This is a genomic window from Streptomyces cellostaticus (assembly GCF_023630175.1).
Lineage (GTDB): Bacteria > Actinomycetota > Actinomycetes > Streptomycetales > Streptomycetaceae > Streptomyces > Streptomyces cellostaticus_A.
The window spans coordinates 1-21015 of the sequence record NZ_JALLIN010000057.1; the positions used below are offsets into that span (position 1 = coordinate 1).

Sequence of the window (21015 nt, forward strand, 5' to 3'; positions counted from 1 at the left end):
CCTCGGCCCCGGCGCCGGCCGCGGGCCCGGTCGCCGCCGCTGACCGGGTCCGCCGCTCGGCGCTCGCGCTCCGGGCGGCCGTCCTCGCACTCGCCTTCTTCGCGCCCGCCTTCTTCGCGCCCGCCTTCCCCACGGCCGCCTTCCCCACGGCCGCCTTGCCGCCGGCGGGACCCTCGGCGGCGCCGGCACGCACACCCGCCGCGGCCCTCCTCCCGACGGCCGCCTCCGGACCGGCCTCCTCCTCGGCGGCCGTCCCCGGGGCGGCCGAACCCTCGGCCGTGGCCGCCGCGGGGGAGGTGCCGTCCCGGGCGGCCCCCGCCCTCGCCGCCGTCCTCCTGGCCGACGTCGTCGCCGCGCCGTGCTCGGCGGCGACGCGCCCGGACGCCGCGCTCCTGTCCACCGCCGTCCCGGCGGACGCCTTCCGCGCCGCCCCACGGGCGGCGGACACCCTGGCCGGGGCCTCCCCGCCCGATGCCCGCCTCCTGGTGGACGCGGCGGGCTTCGCGCGGCCGGCAGGCTCCGGGCCGCCGCCCGGCTCCGTGGACGCGGGCGTCCCGGCGGTCGCCTCCGCGTGATGCCTCTTCGCGCCCGCCGCCGGGGCACGCGCCGTCTTCACCGGCCGCGCCCGCCCGGCCGGGGCGGCGTCCGCCCGCGTGGTCCTGCTGCCGCCGGCTCCCTCGGCCTCGCCGCCGGATGCGGCCGCGCCACTGGAGCGGCCGGACACCGGCTGCTGTACGGCGGTCTTCTTCGCCACCATGGCCGCGGCCCCTTCACATATTGTGATCTTGCTCGCGAATCGTGCTGGGACGATAAATCGACCCGGGTCCCGCGGCAACGGGGCGCACCGCCCGATTCGCCCGCCCGTATCCCCCGAACAGCGGACCTGCAACCGTTGTGCCCAGCTCCCCGCCCGGTAATCCGCGAAGCGGAGCGCGCCGCGGCGCGAGCGCCTCCCCCTCGCCATTCGGGTCATCCCACCGGCTCGCCGCCCCGCCCCCCACGCGCGGGGGAAAACCGGTCGGCCGCTGTCCGCCGGGCGCCGTACACTGGGCGGAGCGAGAAGCATGGATGGGGACGAGTAGCGGCGTACGCAGCGCAGAGCGACCCGGGGACGGTGTGAGCCCGGGGGCGAGCGCGACGTGAAGATCACCCCGGAGCCGCCGGAAGAAAGGCGTGGCAGCCGCCACGGCGATTAGAACCGGCTTCGCGACCCCAATGAGGGGGCTCACCGGCGCGGACGGCGCGGCGGGGGGCCAAGGAGGGTGGTACCGCGGGAGCGCGCCGCACACGGCGTGGACAGGAATGAGCTCTCGTCCCTCCGACGGAAGGCAGCAAGTCCGTTGGAGGATGCTCGCAGATGACAGCGCCGACGTACCGCCAGGTGCCCGCCCAGGTCGACCTGCCCGCGCTTGAGCACGCCGTGCTCGACTTCTGGCGCGAGCAGAAGATCTTCGCCAAGAGCCTGGAGCAGTCCGAGGGACGCCCCGAGTGGGTGTTCTACGAGGGCCCGCCCACCGCGAACGGCATGCCCGGCGCCCACCACATCGAGGCCCGCGTCTTCAAGGACGTCTTCCCGCGCTTCCGCACCATGCGCGGCTACCACGTGGCCCGCAAGGCCGGCTGGGACTGCCACGGCCTCCCGGTGGAGCTGGCCGTGGAGAAGGAGCTCGGCTTCTCCGGCAAGCAGGACATCGAGGCGTACGGCATCGCCGAGTTCAACGCCCGGTGCCGTGAGTCGGTGACCCGGCACACCGACGCCTTCGAGGAGCTCACCACCCGCATGGGTTACTGGGCCGACCTCCAGGACCCGTACCGCACGATGGACCCCGAGTACATCGAGTCCGTCTGGTGGTCGCTGAAGGAGATCTTCGGCAAGGGCCTGCTGGTCCAGGACCACCGGGTCGCCCCCTGGTGCCCGCGCTGCGGCACCGGCCTGTCCGACCACGAGCTGGCGCAGGGCTACGAGACGGTCGTGGACCCGTCCGTGTACGTCCGCTTCCCCCTCACCTCCGGGCCGCTGGCCGGCGAGGCCGCGCTCCTGGTGTGGACGACGACCCCGTGGACCCTGGTGTCCAACACCGCGGTCGCCGCGCACCCCGAGGTCACCTACGTCGTCGCCACCGACGGCCAGGAGAAGATCGTCGTCGCCGAGCCGCTCGTCGCCAAGGCGCTCGGCGAGGGCTGGGAGACCACCGGCCAGTCCTTCACCGGCGCCGAGATGGAGCGCTGGACGTACCGGCGCCCCTTCGAGCTGGTCGAGTTCACCGAGCCCGCGCACTACGTGGTGAACGCCGACTACGTGACCACCGGGGACGGTACGGGCCTGGTCCACCAGTCCCCCGCGTTCGGTGAGGACGACCTGAGGGTCTGCCGCTCCTACGGCCTGCCCGTGGTCAACCCGGTCCGCCCGGACGGCACCTTCGAGGAGGACGTCCCGCTGGTCGGCGGCGTCTTCTTCAAGAAGGCCGACGAGCGGCTCACCGAGGACCTCCAGCAGCGCGGCCTGCTCTTCCGCCACCTGCCGTACGAGCACAGCTACCCGCACTGCTGGCGCTGCCACACCGCGCTGCTGTACTACGCGCAGCCGTCCTGGTACATCCGCACCACCGCGATCAAGGACCGGCTGCTCCAGGAGAACGAGAGGACGAACTGGTTCCCGGACACGGTCAAGCACGGCCGGTACGGTGACTGGCTCAACAACAACATCGACTGGGCGCTGTCCCGCAACCGCTACTGGGGCACCCCGCTGCCCATCTGGCGCTGCGAGGAGGGCCACCTCACCTGCGTCGGCTCGCGCGCGGAGCTGTCCGAGCTGACCGGGACCGACCAGTCGAACCTCGACCCGCACCGGCCGTACATCGACGACGTCACCTTCGGCTGCCGCCACGAGGACTGCGGCCGGACGGCCACGCGTGTGCCGGAGGTCATCGACGCCTGGTACGACTCGGGTTCGATGCCGTTCGCGCAGTGGGGCTACCCATACAAGAACAAGGAACTGTTCGAGGCCCGCTACCCGGCGCAGTTCATCTGCGAGGCCATCGACCAGACCCGCGGCTGGTTCTACACACTGATGGCCGTCGGAACGCTGGTGTTCGACCGGTCGTCGTACGAGAACGTCGTCTGCCTGGGCCACATCCTCGCCGAGGACGGCCGCAAGATGTCCAAGCACCTGGGCAACATCCTGCAGCCGATCCCGCTCATGGACCAGCACGGCGCCGACGCGGTGCGCTGGTTCATGGCGGCCGGCGGCTCTCCGTGGGCGGCCCGTCGCGTCGGCCACGGCACCATCCAGGAGGTGGTCCGCAAGACGCTGCTGACGTACTGGAACACGGTCGCCTTCCAGGCCCTGTACGCCCGCACGTCCGACTGGGCGCCGTCCGCCGCCGACCCGGCACCGGCCGAGCGCCCCCTGCTGGACCGCTGGCTGCTGTCCGAACTGCACGCGCTCACCGACCAGGTGACGCAGTCCCTCGAGGCCTACGACACCCAGCGCGCCGGCAAGCTGCTGTCCGCGTTCGTGGACGACCTGTCGAACTGGTACGTCCGCCGCTCGCGCCGCCGCTTCTGGCAGGGCGACAAGGCGGCGCTGCGCACGCTGCACGAGGTGCTGGAGACGGTCACCAAGCTGATGGCGCCGATCACCCCGTTCATCACCGAACGGGTGTGGCAGGACCTGGTGGTGCCGGTGAGCCCGGGCGCCCCCGAGTCGGTGCACCTGGCGACCTGGCCCGAGGCGGACCTGTCCGCGATCGACCCGGAGCTGTCGAGGCAGATGGTTCTGGTCCGCCGTCTGGTGGAGCTGGGCCGTGCCACGCGCGCCGAGTCCGGTGTGAAGACCCGTCAGCCGCTGTCCCGGGCGCTGATCGCCGCCGCCGGCTTCGAGGCCCTGGCCCCGGAGCTGCACGCGCAGATCACGGAGGAGCTGAACGTCTCCTCGCTGGCGTCCCTCTCCGAGGTCGGCGGTTCGCTGGTCGACACGACGGCCAAGGCCAACTTCCGTGCCCTGGGCAAGCGGTTCGGCAAGCGGGTGCAGGACGTCGCCAAGGCGGTCGCGAACACCGACGCGGCGGCGCTCTCCCTCGCCCTGCGCGCGGGCACGGCCTCGGTGGAGGTCGACGGGGAGACGGTCACCCTGGCCCCCGACGAGGTGATCATCACGGAGACCCCGCGCGAGGGCTGGTCGGTGGCCTCCGACTCCGGTGCCACGGTGGCGCTGGACCTGGAGATCACCGAAGAGCTGCGGCGGGCGGGTCTGGCCCGTGACGCGATCCGGCTGATCCAGGAGGCCCGCAAGAACAGTGGCCTGGACGTCGCCGACCGCATCGCGCTGTGCTGGACCTCCACGGACCCGGCGGTCGTCGCGGCCCTCTCGGAGCACGCCGGCCTGATCGCCGAGGAGGTTCTGGCGCCCGACTTCGCCCAGGGCGAGGCCGACGCCGGCTACGGCGAGCCGTTCACGGACGAGGGGCTGTCCCTCACGTTCCGGCTCCGCAAGGCGTAGGCGCCCGAGCGTACGAAGGCCCGGCCCCCCCGGCATGCGCCGAGCGGGGGGGTCGGGCCTTCGTACACCCTGGCGGGCCGGAAGGGCGGAACGGCGAAAGGGAAGGGCGGGACGCAGGGGCGGGTCCGCTCTCGATACCGACCCACGTGCGTCAACACGCGTAAAAAGGGCGGGCCCCCGGACCGAAGTCCGGGGGCCCGCCCTGAACGCTGCCGACGCCGTTGTCGTACTAGTGTCCGCGGCCCGTCAGTTGTCGTCCTCGTCGATCAGGAACCCGCGCATCGGCGAGGGCGCCTGGCCCATCGAGGACGGACCCTGCGGGCGGACCGGAGCCATGGGCTGGGTCATCGCGGGGGTCATCTGCTGCTGACCGCCGTAGGACGGGGCGGACGGCGCCGGAGCACCGCCCATGCCCTGGTTGCCCCCGTAGGACGGAGCGCTCGCGCCGGCCGGGGCCATGGAGGGCGCCGGGGACGGCGGAAGCGAGGCGGTGGCCGGGGTGCGCGGCGGCGCCAGGGAGTCGTCGGCCTGGGTCTCCAGCTGACGAAGCTGGGACTCGAGGTACGACTTCAGACGCGTGCGGTACTCGCGCTCGAAGCCGCGCAGGTCCTCGACCTTGCGCTCCAGCGTGGCGCGGGCGGACTCCAGGGAGCCCATCGCGACGCGGTGCTTCTCCTGCGCGTCCCGCTCCAGCGCGTCGGCCTTGGCACGGGCGTCGCGCTCCAGACCCTCGGCGCGGCTGCGGGCCTCGCCGACGATCTTGTTGGCCTCGGAACGAGCCTCGGCGATCGCCTGGTCGGCGGTCTGCTGGGCCAGCGAGAGGACACGGGCGGCGCTGTCGCCACCGGGGCCCTGACCGGGGCCGCCCATCGGACCGCCCATGGGGCCGCCCATCGGGCCACCCATCTGCTGCTGCATGGGCGGCTGACCGCCCATGGGGCCCTGACCCATCGGACCCTGGCCCATCGGACCGGGACCCTGCGGGCCGCCCTGACCACCGGGACCGGCGGGCAGCTGCGGGGCACCGCTCGGCAGCTGGGGCGGACCACCCATGGGGCCACCCATCTGCTGCTGCGGCGGGCCCGATATGCCGGCGGGTACCGGCGCGCCGGGACCTCGCATCCCCTGCTGAGGCATGCCGCCCTGCTGGGGCATGCCACCCTGCTGAGGCATGCCACCCTGCTGAGGCATGCCGCCCTGCTGCTGGTCCTGCTCCGGGGGCTTGCGCATGTTCTGCTGGTTCTGAGCAGCGGCACGGGTGGCCGCGGCCAGCTTGGCACGCAGGTCCTCGTTCTCGCGGAGCAGGCGCGTCAGTTCGGCTTCGACCTCATCGAGGAAGGCATCGACCTCGTCCTCGTCATAGCCTTCTCGGAGGCGGACGGTCGTGAACTGCTTGTTCCGCACGTCCTCGGGGGTCAACGGCATCTCTTCACCTCAACGTAGTCATCGGCAGTCGGCAAGACCGTATCGTCCATCCTCATCACACAAATCTTTGTGCGACGGAGATGAGGATCCAGACGATGATCATCAGTACGAAGAAGGACAGGTCGAGCGCCACGCCCCCGAGACGCAGCGGCGGGATGAACCGCCGCAGAAGCTTCAGCGGTGGATCGGTGACAGTGTAGGTGGCCTCAAGCACGACCACCATCGCCTTGCCGGGTTGCCACGAGCGGGCGAACTGGAAGACATAGTCCATGACCAGCCGGAAGATCAGCACGACGAGGAACACCATCAGCGCGATGTAGATCACCTGCGCGAACACGCTCATGGCCTGACTTTCCCTCTCCCCTGTTCCGTGCTTTTCCCGGTGGTACTTCTCAGCTCTGGTTGAAGAACCCGCCCTCTGCGATGCGGGCCTTGTCCTCCGCCGTGACATCGACGTTAGCAGGAGACAACAGGAACACCTTCTGCGTCACCCGCTCGATGCTGCCGTGAAGACCAAACACCAAACCGGCCGCAAAGTCGACAAGTCGCTTCGCGTCTGTGTCATCCATCTCAGTCAGATTCATGATCACCGGAGTGCCCTCACGGAAGTGTTCCCCGATGGTACGGGCTTCGTTGTACGTCCGCGGGTGCAGCGTGGTGATCCGGTAGGGCTCCCGCTCGGACACGACCTTGGGCATGATCACCGGTGCGTTCTTCTCCAGGGAGTGGCGTTCTTGTGTGATGGATGCCACGGGCGCGATACGCGCCGGGCGCCCGGATTCCGCGGCGAGCGAAGCCGAGCGGGCCACCGGCTCGCGCGGCGCGGGCGGTTGCACGATACGCACCTCTTCGTCCCTTTGGGACTGATGTGCGCCGTGTGACTGGTGTGACACCTCATGCCGTCGGTGGTCCCGGTCGAGTTCCGGGTCCAGCTCGGGCTCGAAGTCGTCGTCGGGGTCGAATCCGCGGCCGTCGTACCCATCGTCCTCCACGAGGCCGAGGTAGACCGCCATCTTGCGCATCGCGCCGGCCATTCTCTGAGTCCTCCGCTCTGTGGTGGATCGACTGCGACTGCCAAGTGCCCGCGATCCACGTGGTCTTTGTGCCAGCTTTCGCAGACATTGACCATATTTTCTGCTGTGGTCCGACTTCTTGGCGACGTTACCCGAGCCTGGGGCGGACTCCGAGTACCGCAGTGCCGACGCGCACATGTGTCGCTCCGGCCGCCACGGCCCGCTCGAGGTCCGCACTCATCCCTGCCGACACCATGGTTGCAGCCGGATGGGCCCGGCGCAGGTCGGTCGACAAATCCATGAGCCGGTCGAACGCCGCCCGTTCGCGTCCCGCATACTCCCCGGTGAGCGGTGCGACGGTCATCAGGCCGTCGAGCCGCAGTCCCGGTGACGCGGCCACGAGGCCGGCCAGTTCCTCGATCCCGCCCGGCGCCACTCCGCCGCGCGAACCGGTCTCCCCCGGCCGCCCGTCCGGCGTGTCGCCCGCACCCGTGGAATCCGGGCCGCCCTCGCCCGCGTCCAGCGCGACCTGGATGAGGCATCCGACCTCGCGCCCCGCGCGGGTCGCCTCCTTCGACAGCGCGGCGACGAGCCGACCCCGGTCGATGGACTGCACGAAATCGGCATAACCGACCACGGAACGGACCTTGTTGGTCTGCAACTGGCCGACGAAATGCCATTTCAGCGGCAGGTCCGCGCAGGCGGCCGCCTTCGGCGCCGCGTCCTGGTCCCGGTTCTCGGCGACGTGACGCACACCGAGTTCCGACAGGATGCGCACATCGCTCGCCGGGTAGGTCTTGGTGACCACGATCAGGGTCACCTCCTCCCGCTCACGCCCGGCCGCGGCGCACGCGTCGCTGATCCGCCGCTCCACGTTCGCCAGGTTCGCGGCGAGTTCGGTCTTACGGTCCGTCATGCCCCATCAGTCCAGCCAGACATAGCCCGCGAGCCGCCCGGTGGTGCGGTCGCGGCGGTACGAGTAGTGGTCGCCCGACTCCATGGTGCACACCGGAGAGTGCGCGCGGTCGCGCACCCCGAGCCGCTCGAGCTGGGCGTGCACTCCGGCGCTCACGTCCACCGCCGGAGTGCCCCAGGCGGTTTCGGCGTGCGCCGCCGGCTCGACCGCGGACACCTCGGCGCGCATCGCCTCCGGCACCTCGTAGCACCGGCCGCAGACGGCCGGTCCGGTACGTGCGGTGATCCGCTCGGCCTCGGCACCGAGTTCGGTCATCGCCCGTACGGCGGCCAGAACGACCCCCTTGGCCATTCCCGGGCGGCCGGCGTGGGCGGCGGCCACGATGCCGGCGACCGGGTCGGCCAGCAGCACCGGCACGCAGTCGGCGGTGAGGACAGCGAGCGCGAGCCCCCGGCGCGCGGTGACGAGCGCGTCGACCTCCGGCACGGGCGACTCGCCCCAGGGCGCGTCCACGACGGCCACGTCGGCCCCGTGCACCTGGTTCATCCAGACGACGGCGTCGGGTCCGAAGCCGAGCGACTTCGCCGCCAGCTCCCGGTTGGCCCGGACCGATCCGGGGTCGTCACCGACCGCGCCGCCGAGATTGAGCTCCTCATACGGAGCGGCGCTCACCCCGCCCCACCGGTCGGTGAAGGCGAAGTGCGCGCCGCCCGCGCTCTCGCGCCGTCCTATCACTTCAGGAAGTCCGGGACGTCCAGCTCCTCGGCCGCGCTGTCCGCGTAGGTGCGCGGCGCGGGCGGGACCGACGGGGTCACGGGGAGCTCGGCCACCGGCTCGGGCGCCGGCTCCGGCTCCTCCTTCGGCGTCACGCTGCCGAGCGAGCCGAAGGACGGGCGGCTCTCCGGCTGCCGCGCCGGAGCGGGCTCCTCGCGCCGGGGCGCGGACGCCCCGGAGGCGGAGGTGGAGGCGGAGCCGAGGACGTTGTCCCGGCGCGCCGGCGGCTGACCGCCGTCGAAGCCGGCCGCGATCACGGTGACCCGCACCTCGTCGCCGAGGGCGTCGTCGATGACGGCGCCGAAGATGATGTTGGCCTCCGGGTGGGCGGCCTCGCTGACGAGCTGGGCGGCCTCGTTGATCTCGAACAGACCGAGGTCGGAGCCACCGGAGATGGAGAGCAGCACGCCGCGGGCGCCGTCGATGGACGCCTCCAGCAGCGGCGAGGAGATCGCCATCTCGGCCGCGGCCACCGCGCGGTCGTCGCCGCGGGCCGATCCGATGCCCATCAGGGCGGAACCGGCCTCGGACATGACCGACTTGACGTCGGCGAAGTCCAGGTTGATCAGACCGGGCGTGGTGATGAGGTCGGTGATGCCCTGCACACCGGAGAGCAGGACCTGGTCGGCCGACTTGAAGGCGTCCAGGACCGAGACCTGCCGGTCCGAGATGGACAGCAGCCGGTCGTTGGGGATGACGATGAGGGTGTCGACCTCTTCGCGCAGCTCGGCGATGCCGTCCTCGGCCTGGTTCGCGCGGCGCCGTCCCTCGAAGGTGAACGGGCGCGTGACCACGCCGATGGTGAGGGCGCCGAGCGAGCGCGCGATGTTGGCCACGACGGGCGCGCCGCCGGTTCCGGTGCCGCCGCCCTCACCGGCCGTCACGAAGACCATGTCGGCCCCCTTGAGGACCTCCTCGATCTCCTCGCGGTGGTCCTCGGCGGCCTTGCGGCCGACGGCCGGGTTGGCCCCGGCACCGAGTCCGCGGGTGAGTTCGCGGCCGACGTCGAGCTTCACGTCGGCGTCGCTCATCAACAGCGCCTGTGCGTCGGTGTTGATGGCGATGAACTCGACGCCCTTGAGACCGACCTCGATCATCCGGTTGATGGCATTGACACCACCGCCGCCGACACCGATGACCTTGATGACTGCGAGGTAGTTCTGCGGTGCTGCCACGTCGAAGGCCTCTCGCCTCGAATTACGTTGTCGCCGCCGGGCGGTTTCCCCGCACCGGGACGACGGATGCCGAATGGGACGGTCCGTAACGCCGACCCGAACCCTAACCCTGAAGTTTAGGGTTACCAGTGTGCCTGTTCCCTGAAGTCTTCTGAACAGGACACTAAGTCGACAAGCGGCGCCCGTTCAACGAACACGCCGAACCTCCCGTTTTTCTTTTCACCCTATGTGATCAGCCGTAGCAGTGCCCAACCAGGGGGCTGGCCTGCGCCGATACCCGTCAACTCCCCGATGACGCAGGCGCGGTGGGCACGCTGACGTCGAAGTGCCGGGCTCCGGGAGCTGCTTTCATGAGTGCTGTGAGGGCCCGTGCCTTGGCACGGCCGTTCTCGCCGCTTCCCCAGACGACCGTGCGGCCGCCGCCCAGCTCCACCGAGATGTCGTCGTAGGACCGCACTTGGACGGTCCGGGTGTCCCGCGCCACGGCGGCCGGAAGGGCCGCCGCCACCCCCACCGCCTCGCGCACCAGGCGGTCGGCGCCGAAGCGCCGGAGGCTCGCGGCGGTCGGACCCGACCGGGACACCTTCAGGTCCAGCAGCGGAACGCCCTTCGGCGCCTGCGAAACGGTGGCGAAACGGACGCCGTCGTCGTCGACTTCGACGAAGTTCCCCGCCTTGGGGACGAGCAGCACCGGGGTGCGCTCGGTCACCTTCAGGCCGATTCCGTGAGGCCAGGCGCGAACGACCGAAACGGTGTCGATCCTGCGCAGTTTCCGGCGGAGCCGTGCTTCCACGGCGTCCGTGTCGACGGACGCCAGGGGTGCCCCGAGCGGCACGGAGGCGACCTCCCGCACATCGGCGGGGGTCAGCATCCGGGTGCCGGAGACCGAGACGTGCCGTACCCGCAGCCACGAGGAGCCGTACAACACCCAGGTGGAGCCCGCCCCGAGAAGCACCAGGGCGGCAGCGAGAATGACGATCATACGAAGACGCGCCCGCCCGAGCCGCCGCACGGACGGCGGGCCGGACGACTCCTGCTGGCGTTCACCGCGCTCCGCGGTAGTCGATCCGGCCACCCTCACTACCCCTTCGTCATATGGTCCTATCGGCGTGAGGCGATCGCCTCGTGCACCATGCCGGCGAGCAGTTCGTCGGCGTCCCGGCGCCCGAACTCGCTTGCCGCGCGGGACATCTCGTAGAGCCGGTGCGGGTCCGCCAGCACGGGCAGGACGTGCTGCTGCACCCACTCGGGGGTGAGTTCCGCGTCGTCGACGAGAAGTCCGCCGCCCGCCTTCACCACCGGCTGCGCGTTCAGCCGCTGTTCGCCGTTGCCGATGGGCAGCGGGACGTAGGCGGCCGGGAGTCCGACGGCGGAGAGTTCGGCGACGGTCATCGCGCCCGCGCGGCAGAGCATCAGGTCGGCCGCGGCGTACGCGAGGTCCATCCGGTCCAGGTAACTTACCGGGATGTAGGGCGGCATTCCCGGCATCTGCTGCACCTGCGGCAGTTCGTTCTTCGGGCCGACCGCGTGCAGGATCTGGATGCCGGCCTGCTGCAGCCACGGGGCGACCTGCTGGATCACCTCGTTGAGGCGCCGGGCGCCCTGGGAGCCGCCGGAGACGAGCAGGGTGGGCAGGTTCGGGTCCAGGCCGAAGCGGGCGCGCGCCTCCGGGCGTGCGGCGGCCCGGTCCAGGGTGGCGATGGTGCGGCGCAGCGGGATGCCGATGTAGCGGGCGTCGCGCAGCTTGCTGTCCGGAGTGGAGACGGCGACCCGGGCGGCGTACCGGCTTCCGATCTTGTTGGCCAGGCCCGGGCGGGCGTTGGCCTCGTGGATCACGATGGGCACACCGAGGCGCTTGGCGGCCAGGTAGGCGGGCAGGGCGACGTAACCGCCGAAGCCGACCACGGCGTCCGCCTTGGTGCGTTCGAGAACCTGCTCGGCGGCCTTGATCGTGCCGCGCAGCCGGCCCGGGACGGTGATCAGCTCGGGAGTGGGTTTGCGGGGCAGCGGCACCGCGGGGATCAGCGCCAGCTCGTAGCCGCGCTCCGGGACGAGCCTGGTCTCCAGGCCGCGCTCCGTGCCCAGGGCCGTGATCCCCACGGTCGGGTCCTGCCTGCGCAGGGCGTCCGCGAGGGCGAGCGCGGGCTCGATGTGGCCCGCGGTACCTCCGCCGGCGAGTACGACATGCACCGAAATTCACCGCTCTCCGGACGAACGCGCCGCCGAGGCGCGCCGTCGCATCGTGTTCCATCTGCGAGGCCCCCGCTCGGCACCGGAGCCTCCTGCCCGCTTTCTACCAAAGCGAGATTGCCGCATCGCAAGCGCCGCCCGCGCAGCGGGGTCCTCGCGCGCGAAGGCGATCAGCAACCCGATGGCGAACATGGTCGGCAGCAGGGCGGACCCTCCGTAGGAGAACAGCGGGAGGGGGACGCCGGCGATCGGCAGCAGGCCGAGCACCGCACCGATGTTGATCACCGCCTGGGCGGTGATCCAGGTGGTCACGCCTCCCGCGGCGTACCTCACGAAGGGGTCCTCCGTGCGTCCGGCCACGCGGATACCCGCATAGCCTAGAGCCGCGAACAGGGCGAGCACCGACAGCGTTCCCGCCAGGCCCAGTTCCTCACCGGTGACGGCGAAGATGAAGTCGGTGTGGGCTTCGGGTAGTTGGCCCCATTTCTCCACACTCGCGCCGAGGCCGGAACCGAACAGTCCGCCGGAGGCGAGGGCGTAGATCCCGTGCACGGCCTGCCAGCAGTCGGCCACTCCGGACCGGGGCTCGGTGGCGCCGATGCAGGCCAGCCGGGCCATCCGGTTGGGGCTGGTCCTGATGAGCACGACACCGATCAGGCCGGCGACCGAGAGCACCCCGGCGAACAGCCGGGTCGGTGCCCCCGCGAGCCACAGCAGGCCGAACAGGATCGCTGTGAGAATGATCGCGGTGCCCATGTCGCCGCCGAGCATGATGAGGCCCAGCAGCATGAAGGAGGCCGGCACCAGCGGCACGAGCATGTGCTTCCACTGGGTCAGCAGCTTGCGCTCCTGCTTGCGCGCGATCAGGTCCGCGCCCCACAGCACCAGGGCGAGCTTGCCGAACTCGCTGGGCTGGATCTGGAAGGAACCGCCCAGGGAGATCCAGTTCTGGTTGCCGTTGACCGCCATCCCTATCCCGGGCACCTGCACCAGGACCATCAGGAAGACGGCGCCGGCCAGGATCGGGTAGGCCAGTGCCCGGTGCAGTTTCACCGGCATGCGCGCGGCGAGGAACATCAGCGCGCCGCCGATGGCCGCCGCGAGGAACTGCTTGCGGAAGAAGTACGAGCCCGGCAGCGAGAGCTGCAGCGCGGTGATCTGGGAGGCCGAGTAGACCATCACCAGGCCCAGCACGGTGATCAGCAGGCTGCCGCCGAGGATCAGGTAGTACGCGGTCAGCGGCCGGTCCCAGGCCTTCCGGGCGCGCGTGTAGAGGCGCCGCACGGCGTTCTCGCGCGATGGGCCGGGGGGCACGGGACGCCGGGGCGCCCGCTGTACGGGCGGGCGGCCGGTACGGCTACCGGGCATGGGCGCCTCCACTGAACGTCGACCGTCCCACGCGTCCCTCCCAAGATCCGCCCGGCGGGCGGCCGGGTCAGGCGCCGAGTTCGCGGACCGCCGCCGCGAACGCGTCGCCGCGCTGGTTGTAGTTGGTGAACATGTCCATGGAGGCGCAGGCCGGGGCCAGCAGCACGGTGTCGCCGGGCCGGGCCAGCCGCTTCGCCTCCGTCACCGCCTGGAGCATCGCCCCAGTGTCGGTCCGTTCGAGGTCGACGACGGGTACTTCCGGGGCGTGTCGCGCCAGGGCCTCGCGGATCAGGGCACGATCGGCGCCGATCAGGACCGCCCCGCGCAGCCGCTTGGCCGACCTGGCGACCAGCTCGTCGAAGGTGGCGCCCTTCGCCAGACCGCCCGCGATCCACACGATGGACTCGTAGGACGCCAACGAGGCTTCCGCGGCGTGGGTGTTGGTGGCCTTGGAGTCGTCCACGTACGCCACCGCGTCGATGTCCGCGACGTGCTCGATGCGGTGGGCGTCCGGGCGGAAGGCCCGCAGGCCGTCGCGTACGGCGGTGGCGGGCACGCCGTACGCGCGCGCGAGGGCGGCGGCGGCGAGGGCGTTGGCGATGTTGTGCGGGGCCGGCGGGTGGACGTCGGAGACCTCGGCCAGTTCCTGCGCGTTCTTCTGCCGGTTCTCGACGAAGGCGCGGTCGACCAGGATGCCTTCCACGACGCCGAGTTGGGAGGGGCCGGGCGTGCCGAGGGTGAAGCCGACGGCTCGGCAGCCCTCCTCGACGTCGGCCTCGCGAACCAGGTCCTCGGTGAGCCCGTCGGCCGCGTTGTAGACGCAGGCGACCCGGTTGCCCTCGTAGATACGGCCCTTGTCGGCGGCGTAGGCCGCCATGGAGCCGTGCCAGTCGAGGTGGTCCGGGGCCAGGTTGAGGACGGCCGCGGAGTGGGCGCGCAGCGAGGGCGCCCAGTGGAGCTGGTAGCTGGACAGCTCGACGGCGAGGACGTCGTACTCCTCCTCGCCGAGGACCGCGTCCAGCAGGGAGACGCCGATGTTGCCCACGGCGGCGGTGCGCAGGCCCGCGGCCGCCAGGATGGAGGCGAGCATCTGCACCGTCGTGGTCTTGCCGTTGGTGCCCGTCACGGCGAGCCAGGGCGCCGCGCCGGGCCCCCTGAGGCGCCAGGCCAGCTCCACGTCGCCCCAGACCGGCACTCCGGCCCGGCCGGCGGCGAGGAACAGCGGCTTGTCCGGCTTCCAGCCGGGCGCGGTGACGATCAGCTCGGTGCCTTCCGGCAGGGTGGCGCCGTCGCCGAGGCGCACGGTGACGCCGAGCGCCTCCAGCTCCGCGGCCTGCTCTCTCGCGCGCGCGTCGTCGCCGTCGTTGACGACCGTGACGACCGCGCCGCGCGCGTGCAGCACCTTGGCCGCCGGAACGCCCGAGACACCGAGTCCGGCGACGGTGACGTGCTTGCCCTGGAATTCGGAAGGCACCGAGGAGGTCACTTGTCCGCTGCCCATCCCGCGTAGAAGAGGCCCAGTCCGACGATCACACAGATGCCCTGGATGATCCAGAAGCGGACCACCACCAGGACCTCGGACCAGCCCTTGAGTTCGAAGTGGTGCTGGAGTGGCGCCATCCGGAAGACGCGCTTCCCGGTGAGCCGGAAGGAGCCGACCTGGATGACGACCGACATGGTGATGAGGACGAACAGGCCGCCCATGATGGCCACCAGCAGCTCGGTGCGGGAGAGGATGGCCAGGCCGGTGAGGACACCGCCGAGGGCGAGCGAACCGGTGTCGCCCATGAAGATCTTGGCCGGCGAGGTGTTCCACCACAGGAAGCCCAGGCAGGCGCCCATCAGCGCGGAGGCGACCACCGCGAGGTCCAGCGGGTCGCGCACCTCGTAGCAGGCACCCGGGTTGGTCAGCGTCGTCGCGTTGGCGCAGGACTCCTGGAACTGCCAGACGCCGATGAACGTGTAGGCGCCGAAGACGAGCACGGAGGCGCCGGTGGCGAGGCCGTCCAGACCGTCCGTGAGGTTCACGCCGTTGGACATCGCCAGGATCATGAACAGTGCCCAGACGACGAACAGCACCGGGCCGATGCTCCAGCCGAAGTCGGTGATGAACGACAGCTTCGTGGACGCCGGGGTGTTGCCGCGCGCGTCCGCGAACATCAGCGACAGCACCGCGAAGCCGATGCCGACGATGAGCTGGCCGGCCATCTTGGCCTTGGCCCGCAGGCCCAGGGACCGCCGCTTGACGATCTTGATGTAGTCGTCCAGGAAGCCGACCAGGCCCATGCCGAACATCAGGCCGAGGACCAGCAGTCCGGAGTAGGTGGGGGGGTATCCGGTGATGAGCTTGCTCAGGAAGTACGCGGCGATGGTCGCCAGGATGAAGGCGATACCGCCCATGGTCGGCGTACCGCGCTTGCTGGCGTGCTCGCGCGGGCCGTCGTCACGGATGTACTGGCCGTAGCCCTTCCGGGCGAGGAGCTTGATCAGCAGCGGGGTGCCGACCAGCGTCAGGAAGAGGCCAATGACTCCCGAGAACAGGATCTGCTTCATCATCGGGCGGCAACCTCACCCTCGGCACCGCTCTCGAGCAGCGCCTGGGCGACGCCCTCGAGCCCCACCGAACGGGACGCCTTCACGAGCACGACGTCCCCCGGGCGCAACTCGCTGCGCAACAGGTCGACCGCCGCCTGTGCGTCGGACACGTGCACCGACTCCTCACCCCACGAACCCTCGTTATATGCGCCCAGTTGCAGCCAGGAGGCCTCAATCCCCCCGACAGCGACGAGCTTGCTGACGTTGAGCCGGACGGCGAGCCGTCCGACGGCGTCGTGCTCGGCGAGCGCCTCGTCCCCCAGCTCGGCCATCTTGCCGAGCACCGCCCACGTACGGCGCCCCTTGCCCATGGCCGCGAGCGCCCGGAGGGCGGCCCGCGTGGACTCGGGGTTGGCGTTGTAGGCATCGTTGACGATGGTCACGCCGTCCGGGCGCTCGGTGACCTCCATGCGCCAGCGGGAGAGGGAGCCCGCCTCGGAGAGCGCGGTGGCGATCTCAGCTGCGGACATGCCCAGCTCATGGGCGACGGCGGCCGCGGCGAGCGCGTTCGACACGTGATGCTCACCGTACAGGCGCATGGTCACATCGCTTGCACCGGAGGGTGTGTGAAGCCTGAAGGCGGGCTGTCCGCTGTCCGTGAGTCGCACGTTCTCGGCGCGTACGTCCGCTTCGGCCGACTCTCCGAAAAGGACCACCTTCGCCTTGGTACGGGAGGCCATGGCCCGCACCAGCGGGTCGTCGGCGTTGAGGATCGCCGCGCCGTCCTCCGGAAGCGCCTCCACGAGTTCGCCCTTGGCCCGGGCGATCTGCTCGCGGCCGCCGAACTCGCCGATGTGGGCGGTGCCCACGTTGAGCACCAGTCCGATCCGCGGCGGGGTGAGGCCGGCCAGATAGCGGATGTGCCCGACGCCGCGGGCGCCCATCTCCAGTACGAGGAAACGGGTTTCGGCGGTGGCGCTGAGCGCGGTCAGGGGCAGCCCGATCTCGTTGTTCAGCGAGCCGGGCGTGAACACGGTCGGCGCCTTGCGGCGCAGCACCTGCGCGATGAGGTCCTTGGTGCTGGTCTTGCCGGCGGAGCCGGTCAGCGCCACGAGGGTCGCGCCGAGGCTCCGTACGACGTGGCGGGCGAGGGCGCCGAGGGCGGCCTGGACGTCCTCGACCACGATCGCGGGCACCCCGACGGGCCGGGACGCCAGGACGGCCGCGGCCCCGGCCTCGACGACCGCCCCCGCGTAGTCGTGGCCGTCGGCGCGCTCGCCGACGAAGGCGACGAAGAGGCTGCCCGGCACCACCTCCCGGGAGTCCCGGACGACCGGCCCGGTGACCTGGACGGACGGATCCGGTATGTCGTGCGTCTGCCCGCCGACGACTTCGGCGATCTCGGCGAGGGAGAGGGCGATCACAAGTTCATCCCTGGGTCTTCTGGATAGCTTCGCGAAGCACCTGGCGGTCGTCGAAGGGACGGACCACGCCGGCGATGTCCTGGCCCTGCTCGTGCCCCTTGCCCGCGACCAGCACGGTGTCCCCGGCGTGCGCCCGGGCGACGGTGGCGGCGATCGCGGCGGCCCGGTCCTCGAACAGCAGCACCTCGCCGCGCTCGTAGGAGGGCACGGAGGCCGCGCCCTGGAGCATGGTCGCGAGGATCGCCAGCGGGTCCTCGGAGCGGGGGTTGTCGGAGGTCAGCACGGCCGTGTCGGCGAGCCGGGCCGCGGCGGCGCCCATCGGGCCGCGCTTGGTGCGGTCGCGGTCGCCGCCGCAGCCGAGGACGACGTGCAGACGGCCCTTGGTGACCTTGCGCAGCGCCCTGAGCACCGACTCGACCGCGTCGGTCTTGTGGGCGTAGTCCACGACCGCGAGATAGGGCTGCCCGGCGTCCACGCGCTCCAGGCGGCCGGGCACCCCCGGTACGGCGGCGATGCCGTCGGCGGCGGCCTGCGGGTCGAGGCCGGCCACCGCGAGGGCGACGATGGCGGCGAGGGTGTTCGCCACGTTGAACGGGCCCGGCAGCGGCGACCTGGCCTGGATCCGCTCGCCCTGCGGGCCGAGCACGGTGAACGTCGAGTACATGGGCCCGACCTGGACGTCCTCGGCGCGCCAGTCGGCGTCCGGGTGGCCCTCGGCGGAGAAGGTGACGACCGGGACGGTCGCCTCCCGCGCGAGCCGGCGGCCGTAGTCGTCGTCGGAGTTGACGACGCCGAGCCTGCTGCGCTCCGGCGTGAAGAGCTGCGCCTTGGCCCGGAAGTAGTCCTCCATGTCGGAGTGGAACTCCATGTGCTCCGGGCTGAGGTTGGTGAAGACGGCGATGTCGAAGACGCAGCCGTCGACCCGGCCGAGGACCAGGGCGTGGCTGGAGACCTCCATGGCCACGGCCTCGACCCCGCGTTCGCGCATGACGGCGAACAGGGCCTGCAGATCGGTGGCTTCGGGAGTGGTGCGCTCGGACTTGATGCGCTCCTCGCCGACGCGCATCTCCACGGTGCCGATCAGGCCGGTGGTGCGGGTGGTCTTCAGCCCGCCCTCGACCAGGTAGGCGGTGGTGGTCTTGCCCGAGGTGCCGGTGATGCCGATCTGGAGCAGGTCGCGGCCCGGGTCGCCGTAGATCGTGGTCGCCAGCGCGCCCATTCGCGCGCGCGGGTCGTCGACGACCAGGACCGGCAGGCCGGTCGCGGCGGCGCGTTCGGCGCCCGCCGGGTCGGTCAGCACGGCGGCGGCGCCGAGGCCGGCGGCCTGGGTGACGAAGTCGGCGCCGTGCAGGCGGGCGCCCGGGAGGGCGGCGTACAGGTCACCGGGGCGGACCGCGCGCGAGTCGTGGGTGATGCCCGTGACCTCCGCGGCGCCCTCGGCGGTGGCACCCAGCTGATCGGCCAGTTGCGCGAGGGATGTGGCGCAGACCTGAACCGGTCGCGGCGGTCCCGGATATGTCACGGAAGCGCCCTTCTGGGTGATGGGGGACTGATCAGCGTGTGGCACGGCGGTGAGCGTACCGGGCGCACCGGCTCCGGAGCGAAGCGAGGGCTCCTGGGAGCTCTGGTTCCCGGGGTCGGGAGTGATCGTTGTCACGAGTGGTTCCTGGTCTTTCCGAGGTGCTGATCAGGGCTTGTAGTCGACGGGCAGGTTCGCGGCGTTCGCACCGGTCGGCGGCACCTGCAGCGTCTTCAGGGCGAACTCCATCACCTGCTTGTAGACGGGGCCGCAGATCTGGCCGCCGAAGTAGTTGCCGGAGGTGGCGTTCTGGACGGCGCAGTACACGGTGATCCGCGGTTTGTCCGCCGGAGCGAATCCGGCGAACGACGAGGTGTATCCGCGATACCTGCCGGTGGCCGGATCCACTCGGTTCGCCGTGCCGGTCTTGCCCGCCACCCGGTACCCGGGAATGCGGGCCTTGATGCCCGTGCCCTGTTCGTCGTCCACCACGGACTCCAGCATCTGGGCGACGGACTTGGCGGTCTTCGTGCTGATCACGCGGGTCTTGCCGGGCTGGGGAGCCGGCGTGAAGCGACCGTCGGCGCCCCGGGTGCCGCGCACCAGGGTCGGCTCGACACGGACACCGCCGTTGGCGATCGTCGAGTACACGGAAGCGGCCTGCATGGCGCTCAGGGAGAAGCCCTGGCCGAAAGGAATCGTGTACTGCTGCGAGGTCGACCAGTCGCCGGGCGCGGCGAGGATGCCCTTGGTCTCGCCGGGGAAGCCGAGGCCGGTGGGCCGCCCGATACCGAATCCGCGCAGGTAGGAGTAGAGGACCTTGTTCGCAGCGGCCTGGGACTTGCCGAGCTGGCCGGTGGCGAGGATCGTGCCGATGTTGCTGGACTTGGCGAGCACGCCGTTGAGGGTGAGGTACCAGGTCTTGTGGTCGACGTCGTCCTGGAACAGCCGGTCGCCCCGGTGCAGCCGGTTGGGGACGACGACATGGGTGAGCGGGGTGGCCGCGTTCTCCTCCAGCACGGCCGCCATGGACATCACCTTGGCGGTGGAGCCGGGCTCGAAGGCGTCCTGGACGGCCGCGTTGCCCATGGCCTCCGCGTTGGCCTTCGTCAGGTCGTTCGGGTCGAAGCCGGGCGAGTTGGCCATGGCCAGGATCTGACCGCTGCGGGTGTCCTGGACGATGACGTAGCCGCGGTCCGCCCTGGACTTCTTCACCTGCTCGGAGATGGCGTTCTGGGCGGCCCACTGGATGTCGCGGTCGATGGTGAGTTCGACGTCGCTGCCGGGTACGGCGGGGGTCTCGGTCGAGCCCGCCGTGGGCACCTCACGGCCGCCGGACTGGGCGTAGCGGATCTTGCCGTCCTTGCCGGAGAGCTGCTTGTTCAGCTCCTGCTCGATGCCGCCGCCGCCCCTGCCGTCGGCGTTGACCCAGCCCAGTATCCCGGCGGCGAGGTCGCCGTTGGGGTACACGCGCTGGCTGCTGGGGTCCGCGAAGACGCCGGCGAGCACGTTCGGCGTCCTGCCGTCGGAGCCGGCCTTCTTGGTGAGGGCGGCCTTCAGGTCCTTGATCTGCTTCCAGACCTGCGGGGTCCGGCGCACGGCCAGCCGGGCGTAGCGGGACAGCTTGTTCTTGGGCCGCAGCTTGTGGACGATCGCGTCCTGGTCCTGGCCGAGGATCGGCGCGAGCAGCGCGGCGGCCTGCTCGGGCCCGTCGTCGATCTTCAGCTGCTTGCGGGCGAACATCGTGGGGTCGGCGGTGATGTCGTACGCGTCCTCGCTGATGGCGAGGGCCACGCCGTTGCGGTCGGTGATCCCGCCGCGGTCGGCGGCCAGGGTGTGCACGACGTAGCGGTTCTGCTCGGCCTTGGCGGCGTACGCGTGCGCCTCGACGGCCTGGACCTGGAGCAGCCGTACGACGAAGGCGCTCATCACCAGGGTGAGGGCGAGGCCGACCATGCGCAGCCGGGGCCTGGGCCGGCCGAGCCGCAGCGGCGGCGGGGGCATGGGGCGGGTCCCGCCCGGCCTGCGGGCCGGGCGGGCGCCGGGTCCGGGCTGGCGCCGGACCGAGCTCCGCGCCGGTCGGGGGCCGCCCCGGTCCGGACGGGGCCGGGGAGTCGGGGAAGGCTTCGCGGGGCCGGGCACACGGCGGCGCGGCGGTTCCCTGTCGGACACTTC

15 protein-coding genes and 1 pseudogene are annotated in these 21015 nt (G+C 71.4%); 2 read left to right on the top strand and 14 right to left on the bottom strand.

Annotation, left to right across the window (positions count from 1 at the left end):
• A pseudogene (locus MXD57_RS27875) lies at positions 1-575 on the top strand (hypothetical protein); the annotation flags it as partial.
• A 782-nt stretch (positions 576-1357) separates the two neighbouring features.
• A complete protein-coding gene (gene ileS, locus MXD57_RS27880; protein WP_250404881.1) occupies positions 1358-4501 on the top strand; it encodes an isoleucine--tRNA ligase in 3144 nt (1047 codons plus the stop codon).
• 246 nt (positions 4502-4747) lie between these two features.
• On the opposite strand, the gene MXD57_RS27885 is transcribed toward ileS, so the two are convergent.
• From MXD57_RS27885 to MXD57_RS27950, 14 genes are all read right to left on the bottom strand, one after another.
• Entirely contained in the window at positions 4748-5926 is a 1179-nt protein-coding gene (locus tag MXD57_RS27885; RefSeq protein WP_250404882.1) for a DivIVA domain-containing protein, read from the bottom strand.
• Between the two features lie 55 nt (positions 5927-5981).
• Complete coding sequence (locus MXD57_RS27890; protein WP_143636437.1) at positions 5982-6269, bottom strand: YggT family protein; 288 nt, start codon at positions 6267-6269, stop codon at positions 5982-5984.
• A gap of 49 nt (positions 6270-6318) precedes the next feature.
• A complete protein-coding gene (locus MXD57_RS27895) occupies positions 6319-6960 on the bottom strand; it encodes a cell division protein SepF (RefSeq protein ID WP_250404885.1) in 642 nt (213 codons plus the stop codon).
• Between the two features lie 127 nt (positions 6961-7087).
• A complete protein-coding gene (locus MXD57_RS27900) occupies positions 7088-7855 on the bottom strand; it encodes a YggS family pyridoxal phosphate enzyme (RefSeq protein WP_250404887.1) in 768 nt (255 codons plus the stop codon).
• 6 nt (positions 7856-7861) lie between these two features.
• Positions 7862-8590, bottom strand: coding sequence for a peptidoglycan editing factor PgeF (pgeF, locus tag MXD57_RS27905; protein ID WP_250404888.1), 729 nt, complete (start codon positions 8588-8590; stop codon positions 7862-7864).
• On the bottom strand, positions 8587-9804 hold the full coding sequence (ftsZ, locus tag MXD57_RS27910) for a cell division protein FtsZ (protein WP_250404890.1): 1218 nt from the start codon (positions 9802-9804) through the stop codon (positions 8587-8589). Before ftsZ ends, pgeF begins: the two co-directional genes overlap by 4 nt.
• 280 nt (positions 9805-10084) lie before the next feature.
• Positions 10085-10879 (bottom strand): cell division protein FtsQ/DivIB, encoded by a 795-nt coding sequence (locus tag MXD57_RS27915; protein ID WP_250404891.1) that lies wholly within the window; start codon positions 10877-10879, stop codon positions 10085-10087.
• Between the two features lie 26 nt (positions 10880-10905).
• Positions 10906-11994, bottom strand: coding sequence for an undecaprenyldiphospho-muramoylpentapeptide beta-N-acetylglucosaminyltransferase (gene murG, locus MXD57_RS27920; RefSeq protein ID WP_250404892.1), 1089 nt, complete (start codon positions 11992-11994; stop codon positions 10906-10908).
• Between the two features lie 6 nt (positions 11995-12000).
• The gene (gene ftsW, locus MXD57_RS27925) at positions 12001-13362 is read right to left on the bottom strand and encodes a putative lipid II flippase FtsW (protein WP_250404893.1); all 1362 of its coding nucleotides are present in this window, start codon (positions 13360-13362) and stop codon (positions 12001-12003) included.
• Between the two features lie 67 nt (positions 13363-13429).
• Positions 13430-14863, bottom strand: coding sequence for a UDP-N-acetylmuramoyl-L-alanine--D-glutamate ligase (gene murD, locus MXD57_RS27930; RefSeq protein WP_250404895.1), 1434 nt, complete (start codon positions 14861-14863; stop codon positions 13430-13432).
• Positions 14845-15915 carry a phospho-N-acetylmuramoyl-pentapeptide-transferase gene (gene mraY, locus MXD57_RS27935; protein ID WP_250404933.1) on the bottom strand — a complete coding sequence of 357 codons (1071 nt, stop codon included), beginning with the start codon at positions 15913-15915 and terminating at the stop codon, positions 14845-14847. The genes murD and mraY overlap by 19 nt, the downstream gene beginning before the upstream one ends.
• Positions 15915-17321 (bottom strand): UDP-N-acetylmuramoyl-tripeptide--D-alanyl-D-alanine ligase, encoded by a 1407-nt coding sequence (locus MXD57_RS27940; RefSeq protein ID WP_250404897.1) that lies wholly within the window; start codon positions 17319-17321, stop codon positions 15915-15917. Before MXD57_RS27940 ends, mraY begins: the two co-directional genes overlap by 1 nt.
• 4 nt (positions 17322-17325) lie before the next feature.
• Entirely contained in the window at positions 17326-18978 is a 1653-nt protein-coding gene (locus MXD57_RS27945) for a UDP-N-acetylmuramoyl-L-alanyl-D-glutamate--2,6-diaminopimelate ligase (protein WP_250404899.1), read from the bottom strand.
• A gap of 30 nt (positions 18979-19008) precedes the next feature.
• Entirely contained in the window at positions 19009-21012 is a 2004-nt protein-coding gene (locus tag MXD57_RS27950) for a peptidoglycan D,D-transpeptidase FtsI family protein (protein ID WP_308290937.1), read from the bottom strand.
• Positions 21013-21015 lie beyond the last annotated feature (3 nt).